Below are 15,646 nucleotides of genomic sequence, written 5' to 3'. Positions count from 1 at the left end.
CCGCTTTGCCATCGCTTATGGTATTCATATGAATACCATAAGGGGGTGCCATGGAGGAACTGACCGGCCGCCAGCGGCAAGTATTGGATTTTATTGCTTCACACATCGACGGTAGCGGCTACCCGCCCACCCAGCGGGAGATCGCCCGCCACCTGGGGGTCAGCGGGACGCTGCCCGTGGCCAAGCACCTGGCCGCCCTGGAACGGAAGGGGTGCCTCAGGCGGGATGAAGGCTCCCGGGGTATCGCCCTGGCCGGATTCACGGGCGGGACGCAGTCGCTTCCCATTGTCGGAACGGTGCGGGCCGGCAACCTGTCCCCCGCCATCGAGGATATCCAGGGTTATTTTGCCGTTGATCGAAACGAGATCAAGGGTGCCGGCTGCTTTTTCCTCCGGGTCAGCGGCGATTCCATGATTACGGCCGGCATCTTCGACGGCGACCTGGCGCTGGTACACCCCCAGCCCATAGCGGAGAACCGGGACACCGTGGTGGCCATGGTGGACGGCGAGGCCACCCTGAAATGGTTTTACCGCGAGCATGACTGCATCCGCCTCCAGCCGGCCAACCCCAACATGAAGGCCATCATCCTCCGCCCCGGTGACGGAGAGGTGAGCATCGTCGGCAAGGTCATCGGCATCTACCGCCGCATGGGATAACCTTTGGCCGCCTCGGAGCATTCCCGGTACACAACCATGAAACCAAGAACCATTCTCCATATCGATATGGATGCCTTCTTCGCCTCGGTGGAACAGGAGGCCAACGCCGACCTGCGGGGCAAGCCGATTGCCGTCACCGGCGCCGGTCACCGCACGGTCGTGACCACCTCTTCCTACGAGGCCCGGGCCTGCGGCGTGAAGACCGGCATGGCGGTGTGGGAGGCGAAGCGCTGCTGCCCGGAGTTGATCGTCGTCACCGGCAACAACCGGAAGTACACCGAAACCTCCCGTCGGATCATGGGGATGATGCAGGATTATACCCCCGAGGTCGAGGTGTTCTCCATCGACGAGGCCTTCATGGATGTGACCCACTCCCTTTCGATCTTCGGCACCGGTGAGAACATCGGCCGTCAGATCAAGGCCCGCATCCGGGAGGACCTCGGCATCACCTGCTCCGTCGGCATCGCCCCCAACAAGCTGCTCGCCAAGCTGGCCAGCGACATGCACAAGCCGGACGGGTTGACGACCATCGTCCCGGCGGACGTACCGAGGGTCATGGAGCGTCTGCCCATCGGTGCCCTGTGCGGCATCGGCAAGAAGATGCGGCGCCACCTCAACCTCATGGGCATCTATACCTGCGGCGAACTGGGGCGGTGCGACGAAACCCGGCTGACCCGGAAGTTCGGGATCATCGGTACCCATCTCAAACAGATGGGGTTGGGGCGGGACGACTCACCGGTCATCCCCTGCGGGGAAGAGGATGAGGTCAAGTCGGTCAGCCACAGCATGACCCTGGAACGGGACATCGAAGAGCGGGACGATATCCTCCGTTTCCTGCTGCAACTCTCCGACATGGTCGGCAGCCGGGCGCGCAGGTACAACGTGGCCGGCAAGACCGTCGGCCTGTACGTGCGCTACGCCGACTTTTTCACCAGTTTCGGCAAGCAGACGACGCTTCCCGGCTACATCAGCCTGAGCAGCGATATCTACCGGGCTGCCCTGTCGATCCTGGACGGCGTGGAGCTGGAACAACCGGTCAGGTTGCTGGGGGTGCGGCTCACGAACCTGAAGCACCAGTCCGAGCAGTTGCACCTGTTCGAGGACGAGCGCAAGAGGACGGCAGCCGCCAGGGCGGTGGACGATCTCAACCAGCGCTTCGGCTCCCTGGCAGTTACCTTCGGCACCCTCCTCCCCGCCAGGGAATCGGGCGGCTCCCATGTCATCTCCCCGGCCTGGCGGCCGGCCGGGATCAGGAACGTAGAGGTGAAATAAGCGCCGGAGATAAAAAAAGCGCCCCCCGGCAGGTTGGCCCGTTGCGCAACCGGCAACCTTTGGTATCATAGTGGTGGCGTTCACAGCCCCCTGCATTTTCCTGCCGGCGTCGCTGTCATCTGCCGGTTGACAAGACAAGGAGGTCCCCCATGCACCTTCCGGGGATTACTCGCAGAGATTTTTTGAAGGCCGTTGGCGTCACCACGGCAATGGCCGCCACGGGTACCCTTTCCCCCGTGCTGTATGCCGGCGAGCGCAGGCTTGAAACCTATCCGGAAAAGGCAGACTTGCTGCTCCTGACGGCCCGCCCTCCCCAACTCGAGACCCCACTGAAATACTTCAAGGAGTTGATAACCCCCAATGAGGCGTTGTTCGTCCGTTGGCATCTGGCCAATATCCCCACATCGGTCGATCTGGCCACGTGGCGCCTCGTCGTTCATGGTGAGGTGGAAAACGCGCTTTCCCTGACGCTGGACGACCTGAAGAGGTTTGAGAAAATTGAATACACCGCCGTGATACAGTGCGCCGGCAACGGCAGGAGCTTCTTCGATCCGCCGGTCTTCGGGGGGCAGTGGCTGAATGGGGCCATGGGCAACGTCACCTGGAGCGGTGTGCGCCTCAGGGATGTCCTCAAGCGTGCGGGCATCAAGGCCGGGGCGCAGGAGGTGATTTTCAAGGGGCTGGACAACCCTCCGCTGCCCACGGTGCCGGGCTTTGCGAAAAGCCTGGCCCTGGATAAGGCGCAGGAGGACGAAATCATGATTGCCTATGAGATGAACGGCCGGGAATTGCCCCTGCTGAACGGTTATCCCGTCCGGCTTGTGGTGCCCGGGTGGTATGCCACCTACTGGGTAAAATCCCTCTCGGATATGGAGGTGGCGGCCCAGCCGTTTGAAGGCTTCTGGAAAAAAAGCGCCTATCGGATTCCCGACACCGCCTGCGGCTGCGTCGAACCCGGCTCTACCCCCGCGAAGACCATCCCGATCACGCGCATGACGACCCGCTCCCTGCTCATCAACCCACAGGACGGCAGCCGGCTCAAGGCCGGACGCCCGATCGAGCTTATGGGGGTCGCCTTCTCGGGGGGCTACGGCATCAAAGAGGTCTCGGTTTCCGTCAATGGCGGCCTGGATTGGCGTCCTGCCCGCCTCGGCAAGGACCTGGGGCGCCATTCGTGGGTACAGTGGTACTACCCCATGAAGCCTCAGAAAGCGGGCAGCTATGACGTCAGGGTGCGGGCCGTCAACAGCATCGGGGAATCGCAGCCGTTGGACAGCCTGTGGAATCCGGCAGGCTATCTTTGGAACAAGATCGAACGAAACACCCTGATTGTCGTTTAGGAGGGGGATTGTGAGGATACGACTCCTGTTCATACTGATGACGATCTGTGCCGGGGGGGCTGCCGGAGCGGCCGATCTGCACCGCATCACCCTCCCGCCGCCAACCGTGTCCCTCAAGGAGGGGGCCGGAGTGTATGTGGTACGCCGCTATTGCAGTATCTGCCATAGCCTGGACTATATTACCACCCAGCCAAAATTTCCGAAGGCAAAGTGGCAGACAGAGGTAGCCAAGATGATCAAGGTCTACGGCGCTCCCATCCCCGAAGAAAGCGCCAAGGTGATCAGCGACTATATCGCCGCCTATTACGGAACAGGATCGTAGTCGGCACCATTCGAAAGGAGAATACCCCATGGACAGACGCACATTTTTGAAGGCAACGGCCATCGGCTCGATCGCCACCGGCATCGGTTCCACCCTGGCGGCGGCGGAGCGTTATTTCCCCACCAAGGTGGACCAGTCGCTTTTCGAGGGGACCAACCGGGTAAAGGACCCGGCCAAGAAGACCCCCCTGGAAAAATCCCATGCCCCGGCCATCTCGGCACCCGCTTCGGTAAAAGCGGGGGAACCGTTTACCGTCGAGGTCTCGGTCGGCGAAAAACTGCATGTCATGGGGCCGGCCCATTGGATCGAATACATCGCCCTTGCCATCGGCAACGAGCCGGCCGGTCGCATAGACCTCCAGCCCAAGGGATTCCTGAGTCCAAGGGTTACGTTCACCGTCGTCATCCCCAAGGAAGCGGCCCCGGCCGGAAAGGTCACCCTGGTTGCGTCGCAGCACTGCAACCTGCACGGCACCTGGGAGTCGAGCCTGGATATATCGGTTGTCTGACGGAATGAACGCCGGAGCGGCAAACCACGGGGGGATTATCGGATGGAGAATGGCAGGGGGTGGTTTGTTGCGGCGTTGGTGATGGTGGGGGCGGTACTCCTGCCCCCCTTGTCTGCCCACTGCGGGGATACGGCCCTCGCGAGGGGCGAAGCGGCATTTTTGCGAAACTGCGTTGCCTGCCATGCCGATGGCGGCAATGAGGTCAACCCGGTAAAAACCCTCTCCCGGGCGGACCTGAGGCGGAACAATATCCTCACCCCCGACGATATCGTCAGGCTCATGAGGAACCCCGGTCCCGGCATGCTGAAGTTCGACCCGGCCACCCTTTCGGACGAGGATGCCCGGGCCATAGCGGAGTATATCCTGGCCACCTTCAACAAATAGGCCCCGTCCTCCCCGCCCCCTGGCGGGAAAACCCCCTGCCCGATGTTCCGGTGAGTGTCCTGTGCGGTTGGTCCGCCGCACGGGACGCTAGCGGTGGCCTCTGGCGGAGAATCCGCCTCCCGAAAATCCGTTGCCACGGAAGCTTGTCCCCACCATTCCGCTTCCCCTGAAAGATTCTCCCGAGAACCCGCTCTGGGCCATCGGTGTGCTGCTGAATCTGTTTCCCGGGCCCGAAACGGCGGCTACGCTGGTGCCCCGATAGGAACGGGATGGGGTGATGGAGGGGCCGCTACCCCGATAGGCGCTTCTCTGCTGGGTGACCGCCGTTCGGGAAGCCGATGCCGCCCCATTGAACGCCCCCCGGCCGCGGTATGACGGCGTGCCGTACGTTCCGCCCCCGCGGGAAGCCGGCGCACTGAATCTGCTGTTGGGCGCCGGGTGCCAGGTGCTGCCGGTGCCGCCCGCTCCCCTGCTCCCCCGGGAGGCTCCGGCTGGCGGTAGTCCGCTTCGCCCCGCCCCACCGGTGGCCGCCGCCCTGCCGCTGAACCGCGTCACCGGATCGATGCGCGTATAGCGCCGCCCTCCCAGATCCCGGTAGTGGTTCGAGACGAATACCCCCCGGCGCCCCGCGTAGGCGACCCGGTGGAAGTCGTTCAGGATATAGTAACCGGGGAACCAGAAACCGTAGCCCCAGAACGGGTACGGCACCCAGGCGTACAGGTAGAGATAGTCATAGGGTGGGGAATAATAGGTGACGATGGGCGGGCCTTCATTGTAGTAATAGTTGTTGATGACCGTCTCGCCGGGCGCGCTTGCGGGGCCGGAGTATCCGCCCGTTCCCGCTCCCTCGGAAGAGGCTGCGGCCGGCAGGCCTGCCTGGGCCATCACACCATCCAGGCGCTCCAGTGCGCTTTCGATGCTCAGCCCGACCTTGCCAGCGTCTGCGGCGTCCCGCACCGATTTATAAATCTCTCCGCAGATATCCGGGGTCATGGGATAATCGGCGATCCAGCCGTTTCTGGGGCTGATGCCGATTTCGGCCAGACGGCTCTCCGCTTCCGCTTCGTTTTCCGCCGTTCCCATGCCGAGAGCGGCCACCGCCTTGACGGCGAAATCGCCTTCCCGTACCACCTGCTGTCCTATGGGCGGCGCGCTATTTACCCGTGCCGCCTGGTCCGAATCCGCGTAGCCCGCTACCGGCACGAGCAACAGGGTGCAGGCGAACCCCGCAATCATCATTCTCACGGCCAGCCGTTTCATGGAACTCACTTCCTCTCCTCACGCGGGGCATCCTCTGCATCCTCTGCATCGTTCAAAAATAACCCCGCGCCCTCATCGATTAAATTATAAACCTTTCCCATGATGGTGGGGCATAAAACATTTGCTGCCCTGCCACACCTTGACAACCTCTGCCTGCAGTTGTTTACTTGTCGTAAGGTTCATATCCGGGACACCCGTAACGAGGGGAGGCCGGAAGACAGGAGGCCGTCATGTCGGCCATACCAGCCTACACGCCACCGGATTTCAGCCGGCCGGACCTGGCCGCTGCACCGGCGGCTCGCACTGAACCCGCTCCGGCCGACGGGGTGCTGCCCCAGGGGTTCCACGCCACCTCCAACCACCCCGAGTACCTCCATCTGGGGGACGGGGATTGGTTGCTCGCCCGGGAGAGCCGCATGGATGCCGTCATGATTCTGCGGGGCAGGGAGGTCGGGGTCATGGAACCCCGGTTGGTGAAGCGGGGCGACCCGGTGGTGGTCGGCAGAAGCGAGGAGGGCGAAGAGGGTATCTATGTGCATCCCGCAGGCTTTTCGTCGCCCGCGGCTGCTACCGGCAAGTTCGCCTTCCGTACCCGCGGCACCAGAGAAACGCCCTTTTCCCGTTCCTACGACGAACTCTACGCGGTGTTGCGCCATGACCGGGAGCGTGGTCACATCGTGTGGGTGCTCGGCCCGGCGGTCGCCTTTGACAAGGACAGCCGCGACGCGATGCAGTTCATGGTAGAGCACGGCTACTGCCATGCACTGCTGGCGGGCAACGCCCTGGCCACCCACGACCTGGAGGCGGCCCGTTTCCGCACCGGCCTCGGCCAGGACATCTATACCCAGGTGTTGCAGCCCCACGGCCACTACAACCACCTGGACATCATCAACGAAGTGCGCCTGCACGGTTCGATCCCCCGGGCCATTCGGGAACTGGGGCTGTCCGACGGCATCATCCCCGCCTGCGAGCGGCAGGGGGTTCCCTACGTGCTGGCCGGCTCCATCCGGGATGACGGACCGCTGCCCGGCGTCATCTCCGATGCCTGTCTGGCCCAGGATGCCATGCGGGTCCACGCCCGCCGGGCTACCACGGTGATCGCACTGGCAACCCAACTCCATACCATCGCCTTCGGCAACATGGTTCCCGGCTACCACGTCACCGCGGAGGACGTGGTGCGCCCGGTCTTCTTCTATGTGGTCGACATGACGGAGTTCAGCACCGACAAACTCGCCAACCGGGGATCGTTGCAAGCGGTTGCTATCCTGACCAATGCCCAGGATTTCATGGTCAATCTGTGGCACAACCTGAGATGAGCAGGGGCGGCAGCCGCCGGGGAGGAGACGCCATGAGCGCGACCATTCAGATCATCGGTGTCCCGATCGACCTGGGCCAGACCCACCGCGGGGTTGACATGGGGCCGGGCGCCATGCGTTATGCCGGCCTGGCCTCCCGGCTGGCGGCACTGGGGTATCACATCCGGGACATCGGCAACATTGCCGTCCCGATCCGGGAAACCCTGTCCGAGGAGCGGCAACAACACTACCTGCCCGCAATCAGCCAGATCTGCCGGGCCGCCTATGAGGCCGGCCGCCGGGCGGTGGAGGAGGGGGCGGTTCCGTTGTTCATCGGCGGGGACCATACCCTGGCCATCGGCTCCATCGGCGGGGTCACCCATAACGCGCCGGCAGGGTTGATCTGGATCGATGCCCACGCCGATTTCAACACGCCCGCAACGACCCTGACCGGAAACATCCACGGCATGACCCTGGCCGCGCTGCTGGGGGAGGGGTATCAGGAACTGGTCGATGTGGGGCGCCCCGGCCCAAAACTGGAGCCGGCCGACGTGGTCATGATCGGCATCCGCGACCTGGACCCAGAGGAACGGACGCGCCTGCGGGAGAGCGGCATCACGGTCTACACCATGCGCGACATCGACGAGAGGGGGGTCGGTGCCGTTACCCGCGAGGCGCTGGAGCGCCTTGAACACCGGGAGCGGCTGCACGTCAGCCTCGATATGGACTGCCTCGACCCTCAGGTCTGCCCCGGCGTCGGCACCACCTCGCCGGGCGGCCTCAGCTACCGGGAGGCCCAGTTGCTGATGGAAGTCCTGGCCGACTCGGAACGGGTACGCGCCCTGGACGTCGTGGAGATCAACCCGATCCTCGATCAGCGCAACCAGACCGCCGCTCTCGCGGTCGAGCTGGCCGCATCGCTATTTGGCAAGCGGATCCTCTGATCGAAAGCCGGTAGCGCCCCCTCCGTCGCTTTCTGCCGGTTCCCGTGCATGGGAACCGGCAGAAACGGTCAGGGGGTGGGAGATTTCATGGCTTCCTGGATCTTTTTGTGGATGGCGCTCATGTCAAAGGGTTTCTGGATGAAGGGGACCCCCTCGTCCAGGACCCCGTGATGGGCGATGACGTCCGAGGTATAGCCGGACATGTACAGGGCCCCGATGCCGGGGCGCAGGACGCGGATCGCCTCCACGAGCTCCTTGCCGCTCATGCCCGGCATGATCACGTCGGTCACCACGCAATCGATGGGCTGGTCACCCTCGCGGCAGATTGCAAGGGCCTCCTGGGGCGAGGGGGGCGCGAACACGGCGTATCCCAATATTTTCAGCATCTGTGCCGCCATACGGCGTACATTTTCGTCGTCCTCCACCAGTAAAATAGTCCCGCCCCCCGGGGGCGTTGCGTCTGTTTCCTTGTCGGTCTCCATGGTCCCTCCTGAAACGCAGAGAGGAAGAACCGAGAGGCCCTTTTCCCTGTGTGGTCTACACTATTTTAACGGGAGGTGGATGAAGCGCAATGTTATTTGTGCAAAAAAAAGGTTAAATCCCCACAAAATAACCGCGGCCGTTGCCCGCGGCCGGGAGTGCAGCCGGGCCGCGGCTTCGCAGGGGGCGGGGCGCCGTGATTCCCGAGCCCCATCGGCGCGGTTGACGCCGTCCACAGGTTATGCTTTAATCATCAAGTGGAGACAGAAGCCTATATCGCCCTTGGTTCAAATATGGGGGACCGCGAGCTCAACCTGCTGCGGGCGGTGGCCGAGGTCGGCAAGCTGCCCGGCTGCCGGGTTACCGGCCTGTCTGCGTTCTACGAGACATCCCCGGTCGGGGGCATTGACCAGCCTTCTTTCTACAATGGTGTCCTCAGGCTTGCTACCGAACTCCCCCCCCGCGAACTGTTGGAACGACTGCTGCATATCGAAAGCGACGTCTTTGGCCGGGTACGGACCGTTCAATGGGGGCCGCGGCCCATGGACCTCGACCTGTTGCTCTACGGTTCGATGATCGTGGAGGAGGAGGGGCTGATCGTCCCGCATCCGCGCATGGCAGAGCGGCGTTTTGTTTTGGAACCGCTCTGCAACCTGGCTCCGGGGCTGGTGCATCCGGTCTTGGGACAGACCGTTGCCCAACTGTTGAAAACGCTGCGATCCGATGAGAGCGTGGCGAAACTACAACCGGAGATACTAACGTGATCAGACTATTGATCTGGGGCCTTCTGATCTATGTCGGCTACCGTGTCGTCGTGGCGCTGACAAAAGGGAAAGAGAAGGAAACCAAGACATCGGAGAAGCGGGAGGCTGCGGTGACCCATCGCGACCCGGTCTGCGGCGTCTATGTTTCCGAGGACGATGCCGTGGTGGGCAGGCTCGAAGGCGAGCGCCACTACTTCTGCTCCATGAACTGCCTGGAAAAATTCCGCGAACAGCTTGACCATAAACCATCATAAACGGAGGAACACATGAAGTTTTTCATCGATACAGCCGACGTCAAAGAGATTCGCGCGGCCCACGACCTGGGTCTGGTGGACGGCGTTACCACCAATCCTTCCCTGATCGCCAAGTCGGGGCGCAAGTTCAAGGATGTCATCAAGGAGATCGTCTCCATCGTGGACGGCCCGATCTCGGCCGAGGTCATCTCCCTGGACGCCCCCGGCATGATCAAGGAAGCCAAGGAACTGGTCAAGATCCACAAGAACATCGTGGTCAAGGTGCCCATGACGCCGGAAGGGCTCAAGGCCACCAAGGCCCTGTCGGAAAAGGGGGTCAAGATCAACGTGACCCTGATCTTCTCCCCCATGCAGGCGTTGTTGGCCGCCAAGGCCGGCGCCACCTACGTTTCCCCCTTCGTCGGCCGGCTGGACGACATCTCCCAGGACGGCATGGGGATCATCGAAGAGATCCGCACCATCTTCGACAACTACGGCTATACCGCCGAGATCATCGTGGCCAGCGTGCGCAACCCGATCCATGTCCTCAATTCGGCCCTGATCGGCGCCGACATCGCCACGATCCCCTACTCGGTCATCATGCAGCTTGCCAAGCACCCCCTGACCGACGCCGGCATCAAGAAATTCCTGGCCGACTGGGAAAGCGTGCCCAAGTAGAACTCCCATAGCGGTCGCAGGGGCCACGGAGACCTGGCCATGCCGGTGATGTTCTCCGTGCGCCCCGCGGCTGCAATTACGCCTGTCTCCCGGAGCCCCTGTGAAGCCTTCCCCCGACAAGCTCTCCATCCTCTTCTCCGCCTCCGAGGCCGCACCCTTTGCCAAGGAGGGGGGGCTGGGGGATGTGGTCGGCGCCCTGCCCAAGTACCTGGCACGCATGGGGCACGATGTGCGCGTGGTCATCCCGCGCTACTATGCCGTCAACCGGGAGAAGTACGGCCTCAAGCTGCTGCCGGGCACCCTGGTGGTGCCCATGGGCATCATCGGCCGCATGTACTGCGGCGTCTACGAGGGGCGGCTGCCGGGGAGCGATGTCCCGATCTACTTCCTGGAGCACGAGCAATTCTACGGCCGCGCCGGGCTCTACCAACAGGACGGCCAGGGCTACCCGGACAACGACAACCGTTTCGTCTTCCTCTCCAAGGCCACCCTGGAACTATGCAAGATGCTCGACTGGTCGCCGGACGTGATCCACACCCACGACTGGCACACCGGCGCCATCCCCCTCCTGCTCAACACCTCCTATCTGCACGACCGTTACGTGGGCAACTCCGCCTCGCTCCTCTCCATCCACAACATGCAGCACCAGGGCAATTACTATCCCGGCCTGATGGAGGTGCTCGGCGTCGGCTGGAAACACTTCAATTACCTGGAGCTGGAAAAGGACGACCAGGTCAACCTGCTCAAGGGGGGGATCTACCACGCCACCCTGCTCTCCACGGTCAGCGAGGGGTATGCCCGGGAGATCCAGACGGCGGAGTACGGCTGGGGGCTGGAGGGGGTGGTGCGGGACCGGGCGGCCGATCTGTACGGCATCCTCAACGGCGTGGATTACGAGGAGTGGGACCCGGCCGCCGACCACTGCATCGCCGCCACCTACACGGCCCGGACCGTGAAAAAGGGGAAGGCCGCCTGCAAACGCGACCTGCAGCGGCGCATGGGGCTGCCGCTGCGGGCAGACGTGCCGCTGTTCGGTGTGGTCTCCCGCATGGTCAGGCAGAAGGGGACCGACCTGATCGCCGAGGCCATCCACCGCATCCTGGAGATGGATGTGCAGTTCGTGATGGTCGGCAACGGCGAGCCTTGGGCGCACTTCTTTTTCGGCGACGTGGCCGCTGCCCATCCGGACAAATTCGCCTGTTACATCGGCTACAGCGAAGAACTGGCCCACAAGGTGGAGGCGGGGGCGGACTTCTTCGTCATGCCCTCGTCGTTCGAGCCGTGCGGCCTGAACCAGATGTACTCCCTGACCTACGGCACGCCGCCCGTGGTCCGCGCCACCGGCGGCCTGGAGGACAGCGTGGAAAACTTCGACGAAGAGGCCCTGACCGGCGACGGCTTCAAGTTCCACAACCATACCGCCGATGCGCTCTTCGACACCATCGGCTGGGCGGCCTGGACCTTCTTCAACAACCCCAAGGGGCTGGCGGCCCTCAGGAAAAACGGCATGAAGAAGCGTTTCACCTGGGAGACCGCAGCCCTCAAGTACGAGGAACTCTACCGTTTGGCCGTCCGCCGGCGCCGTGGCGAGGAATATTTCCGTAACCGTTTCGGCGAGTGACGTTCCCAGCGATGGTTTCCGGAGGTCCAACCATGGCATCCGACCAGTATGACGTCGTCATCATCGGCACCGGCCCGGCAGCCCTCGGTGCCGCCTTTCATCTCACCGACCGGCTTCCCGCCATCTCCATCCTGATGATCGACAAGGAAGCGATCTGCTCCGGCGGCCTTTTGAACGACTGCAAGCAGAACTACTCCTTTCCCATCGGTTTTGCCGAAGAGTATTGGACCAGGGAGGAGGCCGAACGGCTGTTGCCGCTCGTGGAGGATAAGCTCCAGCCGGTCTTCAAGGAACGCCATAATCTGGAGACCTACCGCAGGCGCGCCGAACGGATCGGCGTGACCCTCTACGACATCCGCCAGGCCCATGTGGGCACCGACCAGAGCACATTTCTCATCCAGCGCCTGATGGCCGAGCTTGCCGGCCGCGGGGTCAACATCCTGCTGAAGCGCGAGGTGACCGACGTGCGGGAGGCGGACCACGGGGCGGAGCTGACCATCGATGGTGCGGAGCGTATCCGGGCGGACACGGTGATCATGGCGCCGGGCAGAAAGGGGTTCGGCTTTCTGCAACGCGTCATGGAGCAACTGGGCATCCCCTACATCGACAACATCGTGGATGTGGGCATCCGCGTCGAGACCCGGCTGGCAAACTATCCCATCGTCAGGGACTATTACGACCCCAAGTTCTACTTCCCCGAACGGGTGCGGACCTTCTGCACCAACTCGGGGCACGCCCGGGTGGTGCTGGAGCGCTACGAGGACTTCAGCCTCGTCAACGGCCATGCCCTGTCCGAACGGAAGAGCGGCAACGACCTGGTCAATTTCGCGCTCTTGAAGACCATCGGGCTGAAGGACCCGGTCCGCAGCGGCCAGCAGATGGCCCTCTTTCTCGGCCGGCTGGCCCACGAGATCGGCGGCGGCCGGCCGCTCATGCAGCGGGTGGGTGATTTCAGGATGGGGAAACGCTCCTCGACCGAGACCTTCAACGACGACCTCTACTCCTTCCGTCCCACCTGCCCGGTGACCGCCGGCGACCTGGGGCTGGCGGTCCCGGCCAAGATCATGCGCCACATCTGGGCGGCCCTGAAAAAACTCGACACCATCGTCCCCGGGGTCCTGCATCCCAGCACCATCATGTACTACCCCGAGATCAAGATGTACGCCAACAAGCCCTCCTTCGTCGATCCCCATTTCCGGGTCAGCCCCCATCTCTACATGGTCGGGGACGGCGCCGGCACCTCCCGCGGCATAACCGGAGCCTGGGCCAGCGGGATCAGGGCGGCCGAAGGGGTCGTGAAGGCGCGGGGACAGGGATGAAGCGGCTGGCGGGGCGGTGCGCTGCACGGCCTGCCGGGAACCCTTGTGGATTGCGCGGGAATTGCGTATGGTGTTCCACCATTGTCGTGTGTTTACTACCGTTACCAGGCACAAGGAGCGAGAGACCATGAAGCGGATGATTATGACGGTTCTCGGTACGATGGTTATCTGCATCAGCGGTTGCGCCACGAGCCTGCCCCCCCATGAAGAACTTAACCGGGCGGTGAAAAAGAGTCTCGATGCGACCGGGTTCAACTACCGCTCGAAAAGCAGGGTCTCCGAGCTCTCCCTGCCGAAACAGGATGCGGACACCGCCGCAAACGCCAAGGGGTTGAAGTATCTGATGGCGGGTCTCGATATCGTCCGGGGCTTTTCCGTGAATATGGACGGCGCGATCGATATGACGGCCAAAAAATCGGAGGTGCTGTACGATCTGCAGTACAACAAGGACAACGTGGACGTTTCCATTAAATTGCCCCTGTTGTTTGATTACAACGCCCAAACGATCTATGTGGGTACGTCGTTTTTGAATACGGTCCTTGATTTTGTCGCTCCCCAGGCCCCTGAAACCAGAGGCAAGCTGATAAAGATAAACATCGGCGAGTTGCTGCAGGAAGGTGCGGCAAGCACCCCGGAGCTTGCAAAGCTGATCGGCGGCAATCGCTTCAGCGCAAAGAATATGGATCTGTTCAACACTGTTTTCAAGGCGGTACTCCTGAAGGCCGTTACCACGCTGAACGACTCCAGTTTCAGCGACCAGCCGCTTACCGGGCAGGATAAGAAAGCCGGGGTGACACGGCATATTCGGGTGGCGTTGGGCCATAGCGATTCCGTTGCCGTGGTTGTGGATATTATCGGTGGCGTCGCCCAGGCCCTGTTTCAGGAAGGTGCCATCAACAAGAAAGAGTATGCCCTGCTGCTCACGCTTACGGACAAGCAGATGCTGGACGGACTTGCGGATCAATTCACCCTGACGATGGCCAATGATGTGGGCATCGGGCATACGGGCCACATCGGTTACTGGGCGACCCGGCTGAGTGTTGCCGATACGAAGGGGGAGTACCGGATCGGCGTTGAAACGGTCAGCACGTTTGACGGCTACAATGCGCCGCGCTTCTCCATGACCCCGGAAGCCGGCAAGGTTGTCGACTTCAAAGAGGTGTTGGCCGCCGTAGCGGCAGCCACGGCACGGGATAAGGAGGACGCTGCGCAACCGGACGAGGAGGCCCCTGACGACGATTCCTGCTCCCCGGAGGAGCCGGCCCCGGACGGCGCGGGATCGATGCTGTAGGGCTTTGACGGATTGGTTGAATCTTCTCCTCTTCCCGACACGTCGCCCATTCCCATCGTACTCCGGAAAGCGATTTTTTCCCCCCAGGGCATGGGAACATGGCGCTTTGCCACGGGTTTGGTATGATAGGTACGTACAAACCGCTTGAAGGGGAAGCTCCATGACGACTGACAACTGCGTGCCGGAATGCCTCCAGCGCTCCAAGGAACATTCCGACAGGATGCTGGAATGGTTGCAGGGCCGGGGAAAGACCATCATCGTCATCCATGACAACCCGGACCCCGATTGCCTGGCCTCGGCCATGGCGCTCCGCCACCTGCTGGCCATGAAATTGAGCCGGGATGCGGTCATCACCTTTTCCGGCATGATCGGGCGCAGCGAAAACATCGCCATGGCAAAGGAGTTGGAGATGACGCTCCACCCCCTCAGCACAGTCGATATGGGGGAGGTCAGCGCGGTCTGCATGCTGGACACCCAGCCGGGCACGGGAAACAATTCCTTTCCCCCGGACTGCCGGGTGGATATCCTCATCGATCATCACCCCCTGCGCGAAGCGAGCAGAGCGTGCCGCTGGGTGGATATCCGCGATGATTACGGCGTTACCGCCACAATCCTCTACGAGTATCTGGTGGCGCAAAACATCACCATCGGTACGAAACTGGCTACGGCCCTCTTCTACGCGATCAAATCCGAGACCCAGGACCTGGGCCGGGAGGCGAACCGGCCCGACCGGGACGCGTACCTCCGCCTCTTCCCGGTGGCGAACAAGCGGATTCTGTATGAAATAACCCACCCCAAGCTGCCGGTGGAGTACTTCCTGGCAATCCACAGCGGCCTCGAAAATACGATGATATACGGGAAACTGCTGGTGGTTAACCTGATGGCCATCTGCTTTCCCGAAATGGTGGCGGAGGTGGCCGACTATCTGGTCAGGCTGGAGGGGGTCGAGACCGTGCTGGGCATGGGGCATTACAACGATGAGGTGATCCTCTCCCTTCGTACGAACGATAGCCTCTTCAATGCGGGCGAGGTGATCAGGCGGCTGGTGGCGGGAAGAGGGACGGCCGGCGGGCACGGCATGATGGCGGGAGGCAAGCTGGGCCATGTCCCATTCACCCCGGCCGCGCTGGAAGAGGCCGAAGCGTTCCTGACCCAGGGGCTGTTACGGGAACTCTCCCTGGGGGATGTGGTCCCGACCCGGCTGATCAAGCCCCGGTAGGCGAATGGGCCCGCACCGCTTTCCCAAGCCCGTGCTGCACTCCCCTTGAACTCAACATCG

The 15,646-nt window shown here is 62.5% G+C and carries 17 protein-coding genes; 15 read left to right on the top strand and 2 right to left on the bottom strand.

From position 1 onward, the window contains the following. The first annotated feature begins 50 nt into the window (after positions 1-50). The 6 genes from lexA (at position 51) to ET418_RS11415 (ending at position 4,482) form a co-directional block, all read left to right on the top strand. Positions 51-656: a transcriptional repressor LexA gene (lexA, locus tag ET418_RS11440; protein WP_149307752.1), complete on the top strand. Its 606-nt coding sequence runs from the start codon at positions 51-53 to the stop codon at positions 654-656. Between the two features lie 36 nt (positions 657-692). Further along, positions 693-1,928, top strand: a complete 1,236-nt coding sequence (dinB, locus tag ET418_RS11435) for a DNA polymerase IV (RefSeq protein ID WP_149307751.1) — start codon at positions 693-695, stop codon at positions 1,926-1,928. A gap of 149 nt (positions 1,929-2,077) precedes the next feature. Next, positions 2,078-3,268 carry a molybdopterin-dependent oxidoreductase gene (locus tag ET418_RS11430; protein WP_149307750.1) on the top strand — a complete coding sequence of 397 codons (1,191 nt, stop codon included), beginning with the start codon at positions 2,078-2,080 and terminating at the stop codon, positions 3,266-3,268. A gap of 10 nt (positions 3,269-3,278) precedes the next feature. Beyond that, the gene (gene sorB, locus ET418_RS11425) at positions 3,279-3,590 is read left to right on the top strand and encodes a SorB family sulfite dehydrogenase c-type cytochrome subunit (protein ID WP_149307749.1); all 312 of its coding nucleotides are present in this window, start codon (positions 3,279-3,281) and stop codon (positions 3,588-3,590) included. Positions 3,591-3,618: 28 nt separating this feature from the next. Then, a complete protein-coding gene (locus ET418_RS11420; RefSeq protein WP_149307748.1) occupies positions 3,619-4,098 on the top strand; it encodes a class II SORL domain-containing protein in 480 nt (159 codons plus the stop codon). A 42-nt stretch (positions 4,099-4,140) separates the two neighbouring features. Further along, positions 4,141-4,482: a c-type cytochrome gene (locus tag ET418_RS11415; protein WP_149307747.1), complete on the top strand. Its 342-nt coding sequence runs from the start codon at positions 4,141-4,143 to the stop codon at positions 4,480-4,482. A gap of 87 nt (positions 4,483-4,569) precedes the next feature. Here ET418_RS11415 and ET418_RS11410 read toward each other — a convergent pair whose 3' ends face one another. Further along, positions 4,570-5,742, bottom strand: a complete 1,173-nt coding sequence (locus ET418_RS11410) for a hypothetical protein (protein WP_149307746.1) — start codon at positions 5,740-5,742, stop codon at positions 4,570-4,572. A 230-nt stretch (positions 5,743-5,972) separates the two neighbouring features. Between ET418_RS11410 and ET418_RS11405 the strand changes: the two genes are divergently transcribed. Next, complete coding sequence (locus ET418_RS11405) at positions 5,973-7,058, top strand: putative NPN-dependent ornithine cyclodeaminase (RefSeq protein ID WP_149307745.1); 1,086 nt, start codon at positions 5,973-5,975, stop codon at positions 7,056-7,058. A gap of 32 nt (positions 7,059-7,090) precedes the next feature. Beyond that, positions 7,091-7,981 (top strand): arginase, encoded by an 891-nt coding sequence (gene rocF, locus ET418_RS11400; protein WP_149307744.1) that lies wholly within the window; start codon positions 7,091-7,093, stop codon positions 7,979-7,981. A gap of 68 nt (positions 7,982-8,049) precedes the next feature. Here rocF and ET418_RS11395 read toward each other — a convergent pair whose 3' ends face one another. Continuing rightward, positions 8,050-8,463 carry a response regulator gene (locus ET418_RS11395; RefSeq protein WP_149307743.1) on the bottom strand — a complete coding sequence of 138 codons (414 nt, stop codon included), beginning with the start codon at positions 8,461-8,463 and terminating at the stop codon, positions 8,050-8,052. A 255-nt stretch (positions 8,464-8,718) separates the two neighbouring features. Between ET418_RS11395 and folK the strand changes: the two genes are divergently transcribed. The 7 genes from folK to ET418_RS11360 all read left to right on the top strand — a co-directional run bounded on the left by folK (position 8,719) and on the right by ET418_RS11360 (position 15,586). Continuing rightward, positions 8,719-9,225 carry a 2-amino-4-hydroxy-6-hydroxymethyldihydropteridine diphosphokinase gene (gene folK, locus ET418_RS11390; RefSeq protein WP_149307742.1) on the top strand — a complete coding sequence of 169 codons (507 nt, stop codon included), beginning with the start codon at positions 8,719-8,721 and terminating at the stop codon, positions 9,223-9,225. Next, positions 9,222-9,479, top strand: a complete 258-nt coding sequence (locus ET418_RS11385; RefSeq protein WP_338045081.1) for a transcriptional regulator — start codon at positions 9,222-9,224, stop codon at positions 9,477-9,479. Before folK ends, ET418_RS11385 begins: the two co-directional genes overlap by 4 nt. 12 nt (positions 9,480-9,491) lie before the next feature. Further along, positions 9,492-10,136 carry a fructose-6-phosphate aldolase gene (gene fsa / locus ET418_RS11380; RefSeq protein WP_149307741.1) on the top strand — a complete coding sequence of 215 codons (645 nt, stop codon included), beginning with the start codon at positions 9,492-9,494 and terminating at the stop codon, positions 10,134-10,136. A gap of 100 nt (positions 10,137-10,236) precedes the next feature. Then, entirely contained in the window at positions 10,237-11,757 is a 1,521-nt protein-coding gene (locus ET418_RS11375; protein ID WP_149307740.1) for a glycogen synthase, read from the top strand. A 32-nt stretch (positions 11,758-11,789) separates the two neighbouring features. Further along, on the top strand, positions 11,790-13,076 hold the full coding sequence (locus ET418_RS11370) for a pyridine nucleotide-disulfide oxidoreductase (protein ID WP_149307739.1): 1,287 nt from the start codon (positions 11,790-11,792) through the stop codon (positions 13,074-13,076). Between the two features lie 127 nt (positions 13,077-13,203). After that, complete coding sequence (locus ET418_RS11365; protein ID WP_149307738.1) at positions 13,204-14,367, top strand: hypothetical protein; 1,164 nt, start codon at positions 13,204-13,206, stop codon at positions 14,365-14,367. A gap of 160 nt (positions 14,368-14,527) precedes the next feature. Then, positions 14,528-15,586: a DHH family phosphoesterase gene (locus ET418_RS11360; RefSeq protein ID WP_149307737.1), complete on the top strand. Its 1,059-nt coding sequence runs from the start codon at positions 14,528-14,530 to the stop codon at positions 15,584-15,586. Positions 15,587-15,646 lie beyond the last annotated feature (60 nt).

The sequence above is a fragment of the Oryzomonas rubra genome (assembly GCF_008369015.1).
Lineage (GTDB): Bacteria > Desulfobacterota > Desulfuromonadia > Geobacterales > Pseudopelobacteraceae > Oryzomonas > Oryzomonas japonica.
This window is presented reverse-complemented; position numbering and strand designations above follow the sequence as displayed.

Coding starts and splice junctions, on each gene's coding strand:
- lexA (WP_149307752.1), top strand. CDS start 51: ATGGAGGAACTGACCGGCCGCCAGCGGCAAGTATTGGATTTTATTGCT.
- dinB (WP_149307751.1), top strand. CDS start 693: ATGAAACCAAGAACCATTCTCCATATCGATATGGATGCCTTCTTCGCC.
- ET418_RS11430 (WP_149307750.1), top strand. CDS start 2,078: ATGCACCTTCCGGGGATTACTCGCAGAGATTTTTTGAAGGCCGTTGGC.
- ET418_RS11420 (WP_149307748.1), top strand. CDS start 3,619: ATGGACAGACGCACATTTTTGAAGGCAACGGCCATCGGCTCGATCGCC.
- ET418_RS11415 (WP_149307747.1), top strand. CDS start 4,141: ATGGAGAATGGCAGGGGGTGGTTTGTTGCGGCGTTGGTGATGGTGGGG.
- ET418_RS11410 (WP_149307746.1), bottom strand. CDS start 5,742: ATGAAACGGCTGGCCGTGAGAATGATGATTGCGGGGTTCGCCTGCACC.
- ET418_RS11405 (WP_149307745.1), top strand. CDS start 5,973: ATGTCGGCCATACCAGCCTACACGCCACCGGATTTCAGCCGGCCGGAC.
- rocF (WP_149307744.1), top strand. CDS start 7,091: ATGAGCGCGACCATTCAGATCATCGGTGTCCCGATCGACCTGGGCCAG.
- ET418_RS11395 (WP_149307743.1), bottom strand. CDS start 8,463: ATGGAGACCGACAAGGAAACAGACGCAACGCCCCCGGGGGGCGGGACT.
- fsa (WP_149307741.1), top strand. CDS start 9,492: ATGAAGTTTTTCATCGATACAGCCGACGTCAAAGAGATTCGCGCGGCC.
- ET418_RS11370 (WP_149307739.1), top strand. CDS start 11,790: ATGGCATCCGACCAGTATGACGTCGTCATCATCGGCACCGGCCCGGCA.
- ET418_RS11365 (WP_149307738.1), top strand. CDS start 13,204: ATGAAGCGGATGATTATGACGGTTCTCGGTACGATGGTTATCTGCATC.
- ET418_RS11360 (WP_149307737.1), top strand. CDS start 14,528: ATGACGACTGACAACTGCGTGCCGGAATGCCTCCAGCGCTCCAAGGAA.